This window comes from Pseudomonas sp. A0308 (assembly GCF_044218815.1).
Taxonomy (GTDB): Bacteria; Pseudomonadota; Gammaproteobacteria; order Pseudomonadales; family Pseudomonadaceae; genus Aquipseudomonas; species Aquipseudomonas iridis.
Window position 1 is genome coordinate 4,888,967 of the sequence record NZ_CP162581.1, and the last position, 17,139, is coordinate 4,906,105.

General features: G+C 55.9%; 6 protein-coding genes. All 6 read left to right on the top strand.

Going from position 1 to position 17,139, the window contains the following annotated elements; genetic code table 11:
• The first annotated feature begins 249 nt into the window (after positions 1–249).
• The 6 genes from AB4P92_RS22680 (at position 250) to AB4P92_RS22705 (ending at position 17,103) form a co-directional block, all read left to right on the top strand.
• Positions 250–3,369 (top strand): hypothetical protein, encoded by a 3,120-nt coding sequence (locus AB4P92_RS22680; protein WP_395598190.1) that lies wholly within the window; start codon positions 250–252, stop codon positions 3,367–3,369.
• Between the two features lie 140 nt (positions 3,370–3,509).
• Entirely contained in the window at positions 3,510–7,187 is a 3,678-nt protein-coding gene (locus AB4P92_RS22685) for a Tc toxin subunit A (RefSeq protein WP_395598191.1), read from the top strand.
• Positions 7,188–7,238: 51 nt separating this feature from the next.
• Positions 7,239–11,312, top strand: a complete 4,074-nt coding sequence (locus AB4P92_RS22690; protein ID WP_395598192.1) for a neuraminidase-like domain-containing protein — start codon at positions 7,239–7,241, stop codon at positions 11,310–11,312.
• Positions 11,305–15,045: a hypothetical protein gene (locus tag AB4P92_RS22695; protein WP_395598193.1), complete on the top strand. Its 3,741-nt coding sequence runs from the start codon at positions 11,305–11,307 to the stop codon at positions 15,043–15,045. The genes AB4P92_RS22690 and AB4P92_RS22695 overlap by 8 nt, the downstream gene beginning before the upstream one ends.
• Before the next feature lie 68 nt (positions 15,046–15,113).
• A complete protein-coding gene (locus AB4P92_RS22700; RefSeq protein WP_395598194.1) occupies positions 15,114–16,091 on the top strand; it encodes a hypothetical protein in 978 nt (325 codons plus the stop codon).
• Between the two features lie 37 nt (positions 16,092–16,128).
• Entirely contained in the window at positions 16,129–17,103 is a 975-nt protein-coding gene (locus AB4P92_RS22705; RefSeq protein ID WP_395598195.1) for a hypothetical protein, read from the top strand.
• Positions 17,104–17,139: the final 36 nt, after the last annotated feature.

The following is a 17,139-nucleotide window of genomic DNA, read 5'->3' on the forward strand; positions in this document are numbered from 1 at the left end:
GACCAAGTTACGGGGCGTCAGCAAAGCGCACAAGCCGGCGGATTCTGAGGGATGTGTAGGCAAAGGCGCAAGGCAACGTAGCCGCGTGTTGGCAGCTGAAGGACGCGACCGGATTGCCTTGTGGGAATAATTACCGTTGGTCGGGACTGTCAGAACTGTCAGGTGTGTATGTCTCCGCAAAGGCCGTTCAATAGCGAGGCGTAACCATTTCATAACCATGATCGTTAACAGGATGTTGCGGAGCCGACCATGAGTACAAAAGACCACGCAGGAAGTGATTCACTCCATCCCCCGAAAGGCTCCTCGAACAGCCCCTCGACGCAAGCGTCTGCCGAGGACGACGAGGCCAATTCGGTGCAATCCGAATTAATGATGGATGAACGACCTTGGGTTGTACCTGCCAAAGGCAGCACAATTCGGGGGACGCGGGGAATCGAGCTAAGGAGCTCTGACATCTTCAGTCCACACCAACGCGCTGAGTTGGAGTTCTATAATCAGGATGGCAATAAATATATACATCGGAACATTCAAACAAATGGGGGCGCGATTGTTTGGAGAACTGATTTCGAACTGCAGGAAGGGCGCGGGAGGATTCACTTTAGAACCTGGTTCGCAAACAATTCGTCTAGTTGGTTCAGTTCGGGAGAATTTAACGTCCGAAGTTACTTGCCGTTGCCATCCATACATTTCATTCCGAACTTCCCGGATTCACCGATTATTATGTCAGGCACGGGGGAGCCGGAAGGTAAGATAGTTATCGTGGACGCAGGGGGGCAGCAGTTGGTAGCGGGTGACGTGAAATCCAATGGGTCCTGGACGTTGCAGTGTCCAGTTTCAGGAACATTAAACACTTTAAACTTTCGTGCGTATCAAACACTGGGCGATTTAACCTCCAGCCAAACCGAATTGGTAAGAACCTCCCGCGCCAAAATAACTTTGCCTGAGAACAATTCAATACTGCTGGTAAAGGATATTGTGTTCACCGGGATTGCCGCTCTCGGTACACAAATTAAAGTAGTCACTGGGAGTTCTGATCATGACGAATGGGGAAGTCAGGTTACCGTTCCCCTGACAGGAATCTGGCAAATGCCGATGACCAAGGTCCCTCGGAGTGGGCCTGCGGCGGTAAAGGCGCAGATAAAATATGGAGCGTTGCCTCATTTTTACTCAACTGTCGTCAACTTCTTTGTCTTGGGTAGCCCTCGCATAACCGCACCTGCTGTGTCTTCAATTCAGGATCGAACCTTCACCCTCAAAGGTGATAACGGGCTAAGCGGTTTCAACAGTAGGGTCGAGGTATTCCTTGATTCGGAAATGGTCGGAAGTGGAGCAGTGGGAGCCGCCGGAATTTGGGAGGTGCAGGTCACGCTCAAGCCAAGCAATCATTCATTAGCGGTTGAGCAGATAGCCTCGGGCAAAAGAACCGAACGTGGGGCACCTCGCGCCTTCAAAATCCGCCCAGCCAGAATTGACGATATCAAAGTCGAAATTATCGAAAAATCCATAACCTTCTCTGGCACTGGCTACCCCGGTGCAACGGTCGTTATCACCGTTCCCGGTTCGCCGGTCACCCTGCCACAGCCGGTTGTTGCCGTAGATGGCAAATGGGAAATCAAAGCGACTGACTTGCCGCTCGGCAAGCTCCCTGCAAGCATTTTGCAGAAGGTTTCCGACAATGCCAGCGGCTGGATCGAGTCGTTGCCATACAACTTCGAAATCAACAATTCACTGCCCGACGTGTATGCCGTGAGTTCCACTGATGATTATCAGCCGACCTTCAGCGGCAAGGGTTTTACCGGTGCCACCGTGAGGCTTTTCAACCCCGGCGGCGGCAGTCAGGCCGCACCCGAGGTGGTCGTGCGGGATGGGGAATGGCAGAGCAAAGCCAGTCAACAGTGGGGGCCGACGCTCAACCGGGAAGTGCATATCAAGCAGTTTCTGGACAGGCATCAGTCGCTTAATTGGGTTAAACATCCCGTCACCATCCCGCCGCAGGCTCCGACTATTGATTTGCCAGTCGAGGACGGTCTGTCACCGACTTTTAGCGGCACCTGTTGGCCGAATGCGCTGGTGAACATTGCGTTCAATGACGACCCCGCTCCGTATAACGCAACCGGGACCGCAGGTATCTGGACCTTCCGCCGCCCCACCGAATTCAAGCACGACATCACTTACACGATCACCGTCAGTCAAACCGTTGCTACCCAGACCTCAACTGTCACGACGAAATCCTTCACGGTTTTGAGGTCCATGATCACTCCGGTCATCACTCACCCCAGCGAAGAGAGTGACGTGGGGCACGAACTCGTGATCAAGGGCTCCGGCGGGATGAAAGGCGCCACGATGCAGGTGCGTGATGTGGTGTACGACAAAAACTTGTCTGCGTCCCAAGTGCTGAGTTCGGATGGGGATTGGGAGGTCCTCGTCCGCAGCCTGAATCTCAGGTCATACGGCATCGAAGCACACCAGAGCGACAAGAACCGCGTCTCCAAGAGCAAGCGGCTCAACTTCAACGTGGTGGTGCTGCCGCCGCAAATCACTCAGCCGACAGCGGGCGGAAAACTGCCCCGAACCGCGAAGCTTAAAGGGCTGGGCCGGCCAGGAGCGCGGGTCCAGGTCTGGGTGGTGGGCGCCACCAAACCTTGGCTAGAGGACATTGTCGTGAGGGCGGATGGTCAGTGGGAGTGCGAGGCGGCATCGCCGGTGGGCGTCAAAAACATTCGAGCCCTGCAGAGTTTTGAAGAGGACGGCACGCAGCACCATTCAAGGTTCACGGACGCTGTGCAATACAGCGTCGTCCCGGCGGCGCCTTTTGTCGAGACGCCGGTTGCTGGCCAGCTCATCGGGCAGCGGGTGGTGGTGTCGGGCTTTGGCGTGCCGGGCGACACCGTCAAGGTGAAACTCGGCGCCGTACAAGCCAGCGCTACAGTCATGGCGGACCGTACCTGGTCGATGAACCTTGTGCTCACTCAAACCGGCGGTATGCACAACCTGGAAGTGACATCGGCGCTGGATGAATTCGAATCTGAAGCCGCACAGCGTCCAGTGGTGTTGGGCACGTTTGTTCCGTCCATCGATATCCCGGCGGCAGGGCGTCGGGTCGAGAATCCGCTGCTGTTTGCCGGGCGAGGGCGGACAGGCGTCGGGGAGATAGTGAGCTGGTACGACCCGGATCAGAAGTGGCTTGCGAATGTTCCGGTCACTGGCACTGGCTGGCAAGGCCAGGCCGCGAAACCCCTGAGCTTGGGCGGTCAATGGGTGCGGTTCAGCCAGACGCTAGCCGGAGGGAATGAAGGATCACACTCGGCCTGGGTTATCAGCCCGCGCTTTGATGTGGAACCGACGATACCGGGGAAAGCTGGCCTGTAAATCCGACAGGCGGTCATAAAACCTGTCAGATCTGACAGTAGATCTCGGCGTTGAATCGGCGCCAAATCTAAACCAGAACATTGCAGCCTGACGCCATCGTAAGGCTGCAACAGACGGCTATCGACTCAAGGAACAGGATCATGGCTCAAGCCATCCGCCCGGCAGTGCAACTGTACGAGCAGTTGTTCAGTGAAGAGCAACAGATGCAGGTCATCGGTCTGCAAAACCTCAAGACTTACCTTGTGGACGGTGGTTCGATTTTTCCATTGGTGCAAAAGGGCGTACCCGGCCTCGTCAGGGAGTACGGCTTGAGTGTCGAAGATGCGCAGCGTTTTTTGCGTCGGGCCAACAGTATGGCCACGTATGTGCGCCGCCAGTTTATCGAGCACATCCTTGTCGCTGACCGAAGCGCGCAGGGCGCTCCTTCTTCAGGGCTGTTGTCGATGGTCGACGGCCCGAAATATGAAGACATTTTCAAAACCGCTTTTGAAGAAATGAGCCCTCCGGACGCGCTGGAATCGTGCATTTCACCGGTGGCGTATCTGATCGATTTGCTGGTCTGGGTTCGCGACCGTATCGAGACTCAAGGCGACGGGGACAAGATCGCGCTCGATAAGCGCCGTACCGACTTGAAGAAGTTGTCGATCGACTTCAATGCGGTGTACCAATCGTTGTCCTCGGTCGACATCATCACGTCGGTGTTGGAAGCCTTTATCGTTGCGAACCAACCGAGCAGCGACATTGAAGACACCTTGATCACGTCGCGTTACCCCAACGGCCTGCCCTATTACCAGCATTGGGTCACGGTCGACGGCATCGCTCAGCTCAAAGCGCTGTCGGTGGGCGACTTTGTAGACGCTGTGGATTTGTCTTACCCCTATTTTTTAGGAGGATCCAAGGCTGCCCGCCCCGCTCGGGCCCTTTCACATGCTTCGCGTCTGGGGCCCTATCAGCGAGATTTGCTGACAGAAGCGATGCCTGCCGCAGATGCCTGGGAAGATTTTTATCTCGTTAACTTCGGCGCAGGGGAGACGGAGTGGAAGACGCTGCACCATGTTCCGTACTTCGCCGCGCAAACCAAACTCGACACTTTGTCGCTCGAAAGTCTGTTATCGGTCGAGGCATTCGCTCCGGTGCGTTCGGCCAACGTGACCTATGACTCACCACCGACAACGCAGCAGCCCGAAAGCGGCCGATCCGGCTCGGTTTACATCAATGCCAATAGCCATCCTGGTGTATCTATCACCACGGATACCACTTCGCTTTTAAACCGTTTGTCCGTGAGCCCCGATAGTGTCGAAGGACAGTTTGCCTTCGACCGGATGAACCGCAAGATACGTCTGGACATCTGGCTGCAATTGCCCTGCGATGAAGTGGACGCCTTACTGGTGGCCGCGATGCGGGCCGAGAAGCGTGGCGATTCGAGCGGCGATGGTGAATGGCTGATCTCGGACAAAACTGTACATGCGCTCGGGTTGTTCCAGATTTTGCGCCAACGCTACAAATGCAAAGCAGCAGACTTTGCTGTGTTCCTCGATGGCATGTCGATCTACGGTCGCGGCGAAGCGTTCTCGCAGTTTGATCAGGTGTTCAACACTCAAGCGAACTATGGCCAGCCCATGAAGCTTGATAATGGGGCATTCCCGGTGGTGCCGGAACCGGGTGCGAATGACCTGACGATCAACCAACTGTGCGCCGGCCTGCGAATCGACTTGCGTACTTATCAATACCTTGCGGTGGCCGTTGCCCGCGCGCACAACATGACCAACAACCAACTGCAACGCACCCTGCCGATCATCTCGAGCTTTTACCGGTTGGTGTGGTTGCCCCGGGTGTTGCGCATGACACCGCTCGAAGGCGTGCTGATGTTGCAGTCGCTGGGGGGCGATAACTGGGTCAATGGTCTTGCGGGGGCGCCTGCAATCAAATCCGCAGCCGGCGATAAACCGGATATCTTGACGCTTATTAGCGCCATGGACGCCTGCGCGCAGTGGTGCGAGCAAAGCGAACTGCCAGTGCTGTGGGTGATGCAGCACGCGGTTGAATTGTCGCCAGGGCGAGAGGCGTGGGAGCGCGATCTGGCGCTCTTCGAGCAACTGCGCAATCTGCTGCCGAACGCGCTGTTTACAAATGCCGGTGTGTTGATGGCCGGCTTGCCTCCTGCCGGAGCATCAGACTGGCTGGACTTTCTGACGCACAGCGTCGACCTGGTGCTGCCCGATGGTAGTTTCGAGTCACTGGGGCCGATTGTTGATGCCAGCGGTTTGGTGCTGGCACCCGTCGGGACGCCGGACGAATACCTGATCTTTGCCCGTAAACGGCTTGGCTGGGCGGTCGATAATGCGCTTGGCGCCACCTGGGCTACTCAACGCGACGCTCTCGTTGAAAGCATGCTCAACGTGCTTTTGGAAGCCCGTGACGCGCAGGTGTCTGTCGTGAAAGAAACGCTGGCAGCCTATGCCGGCGTTGCGGTGGAACTTGCGATTCCGGTCATCAATTGGGCCGGCACAACGGTTTTCCGTTTGTTGAAGCAATTGATCCAGCGGATCGGTTTAACCGGCGACCCCCGGAAGCTGAGGCGCAATGCCGAAACCGATTCGTTGATCGATCTGTTGGCCGATGTGCGACGGCGCAGTGAGGTGGTTTCGACCCTGGAACTCACAGTTGAGTTGTTGCAGGACTATCTGGATTACGGCCATCTGGCCTGGCTCGGTCAGACCGATAAATACGCGATTTCAGTGAACACGCTTTATTACCTGTCGGTACTCAAGCGGGCATTTTCACTCAGCGAACAACCGCAGCAGAAACTGCTCGACTACCTGCGTCAGGTCAATGCACTGCCAACCTTGTCCGTTCACGCCCGGGCCCTGGCGCACCAGGCGTCGACCATCAAACTGGCCGAGTTTTTCGGCTGGAGCGTGCAGGAGGTGCGCGAGTGTATCCGTCACATTGACTCCGCTCTGCCGATACTCAAGAACCTCAAACAACTGGATCTGTTGATGCGGGTCCTGGTGCTGTCCACCAGGACCGGTATAGATGCCCTGACGATTTTGCAGATCGGTACCTTGCCTGCGACTGTGAACGACGGCGATTCCAAAAAGGCGTATGCCGACGCGGCCGAGCGCGCCTTGTTGAGCGAAACCGGTGAACAGGCACCCCCCGTCGAGCTGGCGGCTGATTTGAAACAACTGGTCACTACAACGTGTAGCGTCGATAACACAGAACTCATTGCCAGGAAGCCCGGCGAGAAAGCCACCTTCACAGTGACGGTGAAGGATGCTGCGGGACTGGCACTTGAGGGGGGCACGGTTTATTGGCAGACCACACTGGGCACGGTACAGAAGGGCACAACCGACAACAAAGGCACGTTGAAGGCCGACTACGTGCCCGGCAGGACTATGGGAGCGGAGACGCCGAAGTATTGGCTCGATCTTTTCGATCCCGAATACGCTCCGACCATCAACATTGTTGCTGATGCCAAGACCATGGAGTTCCCGCTCTTCTACAGATCCCCCGATTCATCGGAAGTGGTGCGCAAGGGGGAGGAGCGCGTGCTCTACGCCACGATGATGGATAAGTATGGAAACCTTGGTCAGGACATGTTGGTGGACTGGCTCGTAAGTAACGTCGAGTCCACAAGACGATCTATAGCGAGTGTGCGGCCCTCACAAACCTTCACCAATCAGGAAGGGCTCACGCGGGTTTTCGTCTCCAGTCCCACCGGGGGAACCTTTGTGTTCAGTGTGCTCAGCCAGGGCAGTGAGCAACAGGCCGTGTTCAACCCCATCACGTTCGAGGGCGATGAAGCCCCGGAGTAATCGGTCGTCTCATCAGGGATTTTTCTCGGGTTTCCCCAAGGAGCAAGGATCATGGCACTGAGTGACATTGGCGTTCTGCTGGAAAAACGCCGTTCTGCACTGCTCGAATACTGCATCGGTCAAGTCAATAAAACGCAATACGGGTTTGTGAAGACACCCGCCGATATCTTCGAGCTCTTGCGGATGGACCCGCTGGACACGTTTGCGGTGCAGAGCTCCTGGGTGGCCGAAGCAACCAGTTGTGTGCAGCAATACATACATGCCGTGTATCGCAAGCTGGAACCTGGCTACACCACGCATCAGTTCCCGCCGAGTGACCTGGCCGAATGGCAGCTATACAGCAACTATCCGGACTGGGCAGCGGTGCAGTTGATTTCAATCTACCCGGAAAACTACATCAACCCCTTTGTCCGGCAACGCAAGTCCAGCCTGTTCAAGAATCTTGAAAACGACCTTAACCAGAGCCGCTTGAACAATGATTCGGTGCAGGCCGCGCTGCAAGGCTACCTGCATAGATTCGAGCAGACCTGTGATCTGGATGTGCTCAGTTGCTACATGGACGGCGCCACGCCTGCCGTGGCTGATTACTATTTTATTGGGCGCCAGCGAGCGCAGCCGTTCCAGCACTACTGGCGCAAGGCCGAGATCGAGCTTACGCCCGGCTGCGTTGGCGTCAATCCCGCGGCCTGGAGTGAATGGCAGGAGATAGGCATTCAGCCGGCCCATCGGGTGCTGGATATGCGCCCGGTGTTCTGGAACGGTCGCTTGTGCCTGGTTTGGGCTGAGTGGCGGGACAAGGTGGCCGGCCAAAAAGCTGATGATTTCCTGCCGGCTCATTTGAGTGTCAAGCTCGCGTTCATGACGCAGAGTGGGCAGTGGTCGGCGCCGCTGGATGTCTACAGTGAAGATGCCGAGTCCGACGATGAGCCGAAGAATTTTCGTTTGGTTGCCACCGTGTTGATGGAGAGGCCCCCGTCGAAGGGCAAGCTGGGGATTTTGATCACGGCGGATCAAAATCCAAACAATTTGAGGGTGCACAGGATTTTCGATGTGCTGATGCGCCTGGACACAATTGACGTCGGCACTTGGCTGGATGTGGCAAGGAAGCGATTTGACTCGCCGGAAACTGTTCAGCATTCACTGGGCAATCAGGTAACGATAACTAGCGAGGGCGCCCCCGAGGGGCCCCTGTCGCCTTTTCTGAGTCTGCAAGCCACCGCCGTGCGTGATGGCCAATTTGACAAGGTGACAGTGATCGGTTCGTGTGCACCAACAGGGTTGCCCAACACCCCGCAAACGCTTCGCTTTGTATTGGGGTTGGTGAATAAAACGGTGGACGATGAGGACCTGATCGTTGACCTTCCCCCCGCCGGTGGCTGGACAACCGAACCGCTGACGGTGAGTCGCCAACAAGGCTCATGGCCGCAACCCACGGAGTTCAGGCTCGATACGGAAACTCCCGGTTATGGTGGTAGAAAGTTCAAGCTGACGATTGTCGATCTATCAGACTTCACTGCGCCGACCCTGCTGAAAAACAGCGCTGACGCGGCGCAGTTTCTCTGCTTTAACCTGCCGTCGCCGTATCTGAAGTACGCCCGCCTGAATTCAATGTTCGGCCCTGAACTGGTCGAGCGCGGCAATATTTCCGTGAGTGCAGTACTGGATTGGAACACTCAGTTCATCGTCGAACCGCCACCTGAAGATGATCCGACGTTCAAGGAACCCAACGGGGCGTTTGACGGGGCCAACGGGCTGTTTTTTTGGGAGCTGTTTTTTCATCTGGTGCATTTGGTCGCCAAGCTTTTGTGCAACGAAGAGCGCTTTGCCGATTCGCAGAGCTGGCTGCATTACGTGTTCGACCCACAGGCGACGGCGGATCAGTCTGACGTTAATGGCAAACCACTCTACTGGCGCTGCCGACCGCTGGCCAAAAACCAGGGTAACCCCGGTTGTGAAGCCAAGGCCCCGACCGATCCGGATGCCATCGGCTATTCGAAACCCGAACACTTCAAGATTCTGATGTTCTGCGAATACGTGAGAAATCTAATTGCCTGGGGCGACTGGCATTACCGGCAGTTGACCCGCGATAGCCTTGTGGCGGCCAAGCTGTGCTACGTGCAAGCGGGGTTCCTGATGGGCAAGCCACCCACAGCGCGCACGGTGTCGCATTGGCAGACCTCGACGGTTAAAGAACTGTTGGATCAGTGCAAAACCCGCCCAGAGCTTGAAGCCTTTGAACAATCGCTGAACTTCAGCCTGGCGCAAGTGGCCTCCGGCTCCGATGTGGCACCCATGCTGGGCATGCTGGCCTGCGGGCCGTTCAAGGCGCCGATCAATCAACCGCTCGTGGATCTGATTGCGCTGCCAAATTACCGTATGAATAACCTGCAAAACAACCTCACCATTGACGGCAAACCGCTGAATATTCCGCTGTTCAGCCCGCCAACCGATCCGAACCAGTTGCTGCGTGATCTCGCAGCCGGCGGTGGCGCTGGCCCTCGGCCGATGGGCGGAGGGCAGGTGGCTTGCGCGTTTCGCTGGAAGATAACCTTCGAAACGGCATCGCGCGCTGTGCAGATACTGGATGACCTCGGTGCCAAGGTGTTAAGCACGCACGAACGGCGTGATCGCGCCGAGCAGGATGAGTTGCAGCAAACCCATCTGGTGGAACTGGGCGCGTACTCCAAAACCGTGCAGGAACAGTCCATTGCGCAATTGGAAGCCAGCGTGACGGCGCTTGAGCAAAGTCGTGCCGTGGCGCAGCACCGCGCTGAGGCGTACGCACGCAATTATGACGAAAACGTGTCGGCTGCCGAATACGAGGTCATGGACAGTCTGTACTCGTCCAAACAACTCGCGCTGGCGTCCACCCACCTCAAGCCTGCGGCGGCGTCGGCGGCGGCGCTGCCGAATATCCTCGGGTTTTCCAATGGCGGGCATCGCGTAGACCAGGTGATTGAGGCCGTCAGTTTAGTATTGGGCATTACCTCGTCGGTGAAGCTGATGGACGCCGATAAGCAGGCAACCACCGAAGGCTATCGTCGACGCCGTGATGATTGGCAACTGCAACGTGATCAGGCGTTGTTGGAAGTCGATGCCATCGATGCGCAAATCGAGGCGCAACGTCATGCAGTCACTGCTGCCCGAACCAGCCTGGCGCAAACCCTGCGTACCAATAGCCAGGCGTTGACGATCTACAACTACCTGAAAAAACGCGCGACCAATGCGGAGCTGTTCGGCTGGATGCTCGGTCAGCTCAAGGCTTTGCATTACCAGGCTTATGACGCGGTCGTCAGTTTGTGCCTGACGGCGCAGAACTCGATGAATGCCGAAACCGGCGACTACGATACGCAAATCCCCATACCTCAAGTGTGGTTCGACCAGCGTCATGGCTTCACGGCAGGCGAGCATTTGCGTGGGCACTTGCTGCGCATGGAGCGCGAATATCTCCAACGCTATGAGCGGCGACTGGAACTGACGAAAACAGTGTCTCTGAAAAAGCTTTTTGACGACCCGATCGATCGGCAGAAAAGTGCAGACAGCTGGGCTGAAGCGCTCAAGCAGTTGCGGGAAACAGGCTCGCTGGAGTTCAGCCTGTCGCAGTTGCTCTTCGACCGCGATCATCCGGGGCATTACTGCCGCCAGATCAATTCGGTAGAAGTCAATCTGCCGGTGCTGCTTGGGCCCTACGAGGATGTTCGAGCCACGCTGGTGCAGATCAGTAGCAGAACGGCGACCCGGGCCACCACGCAATCGGTGCAGTACTTGCACAATCCGCAAGGGATCGCGCCTTCCGATGTGCTGTTCAATTTGCGCAGCGGTCAGCAAATCGCCTTGTCATCGGGCATCGCCGACACAGGCATGACGGCGATGAAGCCCGACGAAGGCCTGCTCAATCCTTACGAAAACACGGGTGCCGTATCCACGTGGAGGCTGGACTTCCCGCGGCCGACAAGTCCATCGCAATCGGAGTTGCTGTATGCAATCACCGACATCGTCCCGGTCTTGAAGTACACGTCCAGAACCAGTGATACAACGTTTGCCAGGCAGGTGACGGAGCTGGTCAACGCGATTGAAAATCCCGAACAAGGCAAATCCGGCAAAGGAGCGCGCAATCATGGATGAACCCGCCATTCAAGCGAATGAAAGTCTGGTGGTCGATGGGGATTTCACCCGTCTGACAGGGTGGAAAAAGGGCGGGTTGGTCGGCATTTCAGCGGATTGGTATGGATCGGAGCGGATCAATTTTCTAGAGGCCTCCGACGGGGGATGGGTTAAGCAGACCATCAAGATCCCCTTGGAGCCAGGCATCAATGCGCGATATGTATTGAGCTTTCTTTGTGAGGTGCGACATGTCCAGTCAGGCTGGATGCGAATCCTCAGGGAAAAGGATGAATTGCTCGCTATCGAGCTTAAACCCGGTGGCGCGAACCGTCTGGATCAAGTTCAGTCTTCTTTAGCGAGCGGGGAACCACTGGATTTCGTACCGATTGAATATGCTCAGGACCTCGTGTCGGTTGCACAGGATGATGAGCTGACCATTGAGATCACCAGCCCGAAGAATGACCCTTCGGACAGGCAATCGAAAATCTGTATAACGCGCGTAAAAGTGCTGGTGCATCTGACGCCACTGAAGCTGGAAAAAATGCAGCTCGACGAGCAGACGCTGCTGCCAGGCACCCCGCTATACCTGTGCCTGGGAACCAAAGAAGCTGGCCTGCCCCATCAACTGAAATTCGTACCCGAATCCGACAGTATTTGGCTGGGCAGTGGCGCGTCGCTCAATGCTGACCTCAATCCGCAGGAAGCGGTGACCGCCAAACCCGGCTGGGGGGTGAATCAGTCGCTGGAATCAGCATGGCTGCTCGATATCCCCCGGATCGATGATCGGCAAGGTCATGAATTCCATCTGAGCCTGCGTAACCGCTACAGCGCCATCCCCTACGCTATCCCCGTGTTGCTTGGGCATCACCGATTGGCGTTCACGGATGAGCGCGAAGCCACCCATTATCCGGTGCTGGAGTACGCGCAGAATGTCGGGCTGGGTGTGCGAGTGGTGTCGTATTACACCGGTCAGCCGATGGCCGGCCACGCAGTCACCTGGTCGGTTGAAGGACAAGGGTTGAAAGAATCGACCGTCACCGACGAAAACGGCTGGTGTGACTATGTCTATGAACCGACGGCTGCCGGTGGGTTTGTTGTCACCGCGTCGGTTGCCAGCCCCTATTACGCCGACGGTGTCGTCATTCGAACGTTTCCGGTCACGGTGCTGGCGAAGGATCCGTGGCCAGAGCTGCAGACCGTTGTGGATGGCAGGTTGACGGCCTGGGAGGCGCAAGGGTATCCGAACCGGGGCAGTGCCCATCCGGTTCGGCTGAGATTTGCCGGGAACAGCCTCTTTGCAGGTACCGAGCTTTCAATGATTTGGCAGGGTGACAGCGCTGCTCAACTCGGCGTTGATGTCAGTCCGGCGCTGGATACTCCGGTGCCTGTGACATCGGCAGATCTGGTGTGGATGCTGACCAGTGAAGACAGAATTGACGGTCGGTTCCAGCTGATACTGCGCTGTTCGAAACTGTTGCACCTATCGCCGCCAAAACCGATGTCGCTGGCGCGCAACCGGGTCAAAATCGGCAAGGTGCACGAGGCCAACAAGTCGCCGATTGTGGACGAAGACGAAAGCGTACTGTTGCGGGTGCAGGTGCTGTATGAGGCCTCTTTGGGTGATGGCGCTCCGGTCAGCAATGCGCTGGTGGACTGGCGAACACCTGAAGGTGAGGTCATTAAGTGTGTGACCGGCGCCGATGGCTGGGCGAGCTTGTTGTACACGCCGAAAACCGCAGGCGAGGTTGTCGTCACGGCCAGCATTAAGGCGCATCCCGAAGCGGTCTCGCTCAATCGAGACTTCACCGTCCACGCCCTTGCGACCAGTCCCTGGAAAAGCCATGTGAAGATTTTGCTCGACGGCAAGACAGTCGATCTGAAATCGGTCGGTGTGCTCTGCCGACAGGGGCACACACATACGCTGAAGGTCGAGCCAGTCGCCAACAGCCCCTGGATTGGCAAATTCATCAAGCTGAAGTGGCGTGGCGTTGACCCGGACATCGGTCTGACACCCTCTGACCTTGACGATTACAAGGCGTTGCCGGAAACAGGCGCGGAGTGGACGCTGGATTCTGCGGCAGATAACAGTATCAGCAGCTTGTTCGATCTGGAGTTACACCTTAATGGCGAAAGGTCTGTTCGAGCGCTGCCCGGGAGGTTGCTGGCGGCGGATTTGAATAAAGAAGTGCAACTGATGCTCGATCAGGTGCGGGCGCAGTTGGACGACCAATTCCTTTATCCGTGCATGGGGGCCATTCACCATTTCAAAATCCTGCCCAATGCTCTGAGTCCGTTGGTGGGGCTCAAGACTGAATTGAAATGGGCGGGAGATTCCGCTGAGAAGCTGAATGCAACGATTGAGCCGGCGCTGGATGTTGTGCGAATCCTGGACGATGGTGGCGTGGCCTGGACGCTGGATTTTTCCGCCAGCGAGCAGCGGGGACGTTTCGATTTGACCGTCGGCCTGCCTGAACTGGACTTTGTTGCTGTCGCTAAACCGATGGATTTGTATCACAACAAAGTCAGGATTCAGACCCTGCTCGAATCGGCGGTGGATCTGGTCGTTGGTCAAGAACCGGTGTGGCTGTGGGCACGGGTCTTTTCGCACTTCACCGGCCGACCGGTGGGGCAAGCCAACGTGAAATGGTGGGACGGCGTCGACGGTGGCATTCAACCGACCGATGATGAAGGCTGGAGCCGATTCCCCTTCGCACCGAAAACGGCCGGCGAGCATTCGGTGACCGCGTTGGTAGACAGCAATTTCGATGACTACGCAGACTCGAGCTCAATACAGGTCAAAGCGCTGGCGAGAGATCCGTGGGACGGGTTGATGGTGAGCTATGAAGGGCGGCCGACCCAGGCGTGGGGTGAAAAAACCTACTTCCCGCGGCGCAAAGGCACGTACACGCTCAGAGTAACGGCAGCGCAAAACAGTGAGTTGTTCAATCACCAGCTCGCGCTGGGGATGACGGGCACCGGGCCTGCGCAATTAGGCCTACGTTTCCTTGAACCTGTGCTCGGGAAGCCGATTCCATTTGGCACCGCAGGGTTCGATTACCAATTCACCGTCGATAGCGTTGTCGATGGCAGCTTCGGATTGTGCTTCGCCTCCAATCGACTGGCGAACTTGTCCCCGGTGAACGCGATGTCCTTGGGTGAAGGCTCGCAGGTGGTAAAAATTGCCGAGCGTCAGATCGTTAACCAGACGTTGTTCTGGGGTGATGAGGTGTTTGAACAGATCACGGTGGTCTCCTCCGTTACGGATCAACCGATGGCGGGCATGACTGTAACCTTGAGCAGTCCTGACCTTGGGGAAGTAACAACCGAGAGCAATTTTTATGGGGTAGCGAGCATTCGTTTTGTTCCCGTTACACCGGGGGCATTTGAGTTGACTGCTACCGTCGGCGATGCGCTGTACTCGGAGTCACTTTCGTTGCCGTTTTTCCTTCATGAGCCCCGGCAAATTCGCTCACTCACCAGTCCCAATCCCAGTGGCAAACCCGGAGATCCGGTATCAGCTGTCGTTAATGTCGTGTCGGCCCTTACTGGCGAGCCATTGCCGGACGTCGAAGTAGAGTGGGAATACCCTGACAGAATTCTTGCGCCGACCAGAACAGATATCCACGGCGATGCACGGGTCCAATTCAGATTGGCAGGCAAACAACGTGGGGCGCTCCAGGCCTCTGTAAAGGGTGGGTTGGCCGGATGGCAAGTTCGGTCGATTGAGTTTGTGCTGGTGCCGAGTGCTGACTGACCTCATTGGGGGAAGTCATTCATCTATTTAGTTAGTTTGCTCTGGCGTTTTACAAGGGAGTTATAAGCATGAGTACTAATGCGATGCCCCACTCAAATACCTGGCTGCAAGAGTTTGCGCCCTACGTTAATGGTCAACGTGTGAAGTGGCCTGACCTGGCGCTGAATTTATTGGACAACGACGAATGCACACTGACACTGGACTATGAATACAGTTGGCTAATCGGCGATCCGGACGCCTTTATTACTATGCGATACCAGTCCGGCCAAGAGGGACACGGGCTGGTTTTCGATCCTCCTTTAGGGCAGTTGATTGAAATGGCCGAAGGTTCCACTTCGTTGACCTGGACTATCAAAACAGATGGCGCACCCAGCGGAGCTTTTGGATTGGAATTTGCCTTGCCTTTAATTGGCGACCTACCACCATCACCACCAGTGCCGGGGACGATATTGAATATGGCGCAGGAACTGGAAATCAAGTTTGACGAATTTGATGTTGCCTTTGGAGGTGGTGCTTTTCCATGTCTTGGTGCAAAGCACACGTTTACCGTTCGGCCCAAACCCTCCAGCAAATTACTGGACAAGGCTTTCAAACTGACTTGGGGCGCGGAGCCTGGCGCAGATCTCGGGGTGAAGATTGCACCTGCTCTGGGGACAGAGGAGCTGCTGACGCAGGAAGGAAAAACGTGGGATCTGGACTGTCTCAACAGTACTCAGTCAGGGGATTTCTCCTTGCAACTGACGTTAGTCGAATCGGGAGTAACGTCATCGCCATTAACTCTGTTATTGGCCCATAACCTTGTGACTGTTCAGCGTTGGACAGAGGAACATTGGCAATATCCAGACCTTACTTGGTATACGCACCATATTCGTGCTACGTCGGTTTTTTTGAATAAGCCTGCTGCGGGCGTTGTCGTAACTGTAATAAGAGATGATTACATCAGTTACCCGAGAACCAATGGGGCTGGCTTGTTTGTTATGGATAATCGCAATAACGCGAATATCAGTATGTCTGTTTTGAATCACTATAACGGGATCGTCGTCTGATCGACGTTTTTTGAGTTTCCACAAGGAGGTCATGAGTATGAGTAATGATCCGACGCCCGACTCGAATACCTGGTTGCAAGAGTTCATGCCTTTCGTAAATGGCCAGCGGGTGAGATGGCCTGACTTGAAGTTGAATTTATTGCCTGGCGACGTCTGCACGCTGACACTGGACTATGAATACAGTTATTTGATTGGCCTGCCTGAGAGTCGTATTGGTCTGTATTACCTGGCGGGTGATGACGAATCCGGACTGGTTTTCGAACCGCCCCTGGAGCAGTTGATCGATATGGCGACAGGCACCACGTCGGTGAGTTGGACTATCACGGCGCAAAACGCACCCAGCACCGCTTTTGTATTGCAGTTTGAACTTCCACTCTTCGGCTTACCCGGGTCACCGCCCGTGCTGGGGACGTTGTGGAATTTGGCGCAGGAACTGGACATTAAATTTGACGAAGTTGATGTCGCCTTCCCGGGCAGCGCTTTTCCATGTCTCGGTGCAAAGCACAAGTTGACCGTTCGACCCAAACCCTCCAGTCGCTTGCTGAATAAGCCAATAAAACTGGAATGGGAAAAGACACCTGGCGCGAATCTCGGTGTGGCGATTTCACCTGCGCTAGGGACAGAGGAGCTGCTCACGCAGGAAGGTATAACGTGGGAACTGGACTGTCTCGACAGTACCCAGTCCGGGGATTTTTCCTTGCAGATAACGCTCGTGGAATGGGGAGTAACGTCATCGCCATTAACCATGTCGTTGGCCCATAATCTTGTGACGGTTGAGCGTTGGACGACGGAACATACAACGCCGATAGGTCACGAAAAGTGGATCAAGCGTCATATTCGCGCGACCTCCAGGTTTTCGGGTAAGAGGGCGAATGGTGTCCGAGTTAACAAAGCCGGTTCCAGTCAAACTTTTAGGATCACCGATTCATTGGGTGAGGCAGCTACAAATGTTCATACACAAGGAGTCCGGCGGCTGGAAATTCTCAACCGATATGACGGAACGATCGTTTGACACGGCTTGAGGGGGCGCTGAGCAATAAACACCTTT

What these genes read in the sequence shown, in the direction of transcription:
- AB4P92_RS22680 (WP_395598190.1), top strand. Translation starts at nt 250, where the DNA reads ATGAGTACAAAAGACCACGCAGGAAGTGATTCACTCCATCCCCCGAAA.
- AB4P92_RS22685 (WP_395598191.1), top strand. Translation starts at nt 3,510, where the DNA reads ATGGCTCAAGCCATCCGCCCGGCAGTGCAACTGTACGAGCAGTTGTTC.
- AB4P92_RS22690 (WP_395598192.1), top strand. Translation starts at nt 7,239, where the DNA reads ATGGCACTGAGTGACATTGGCGTTCTGCTGGAAAAACGCCGTTCTGCA.
- AB4P92_RS22695 (WP_395598193.1), top strand. Translation starts at nt 11,305, where the DNA reads ATGGATGAACCCGCCATTCAAGCGAATGAAAGTCTGGTGGTCGATGGG.
- AB4P92_RS22700 (WP_395598194.1), top strand. Translation starts at nt 15,114, where the DNA reads ATGAGTACTAATGCGATGCCCCACTCAAATACCTGGCTGCAAGAGTTT.
- AB4P92_RS22705 (WP_395598195.1), top strand. Translation starts at nt 16,129, where the DNA reads ATGAGTAATGATCCGACGCCCGACTCGAATACCTGGTTGCAAGAGTTC.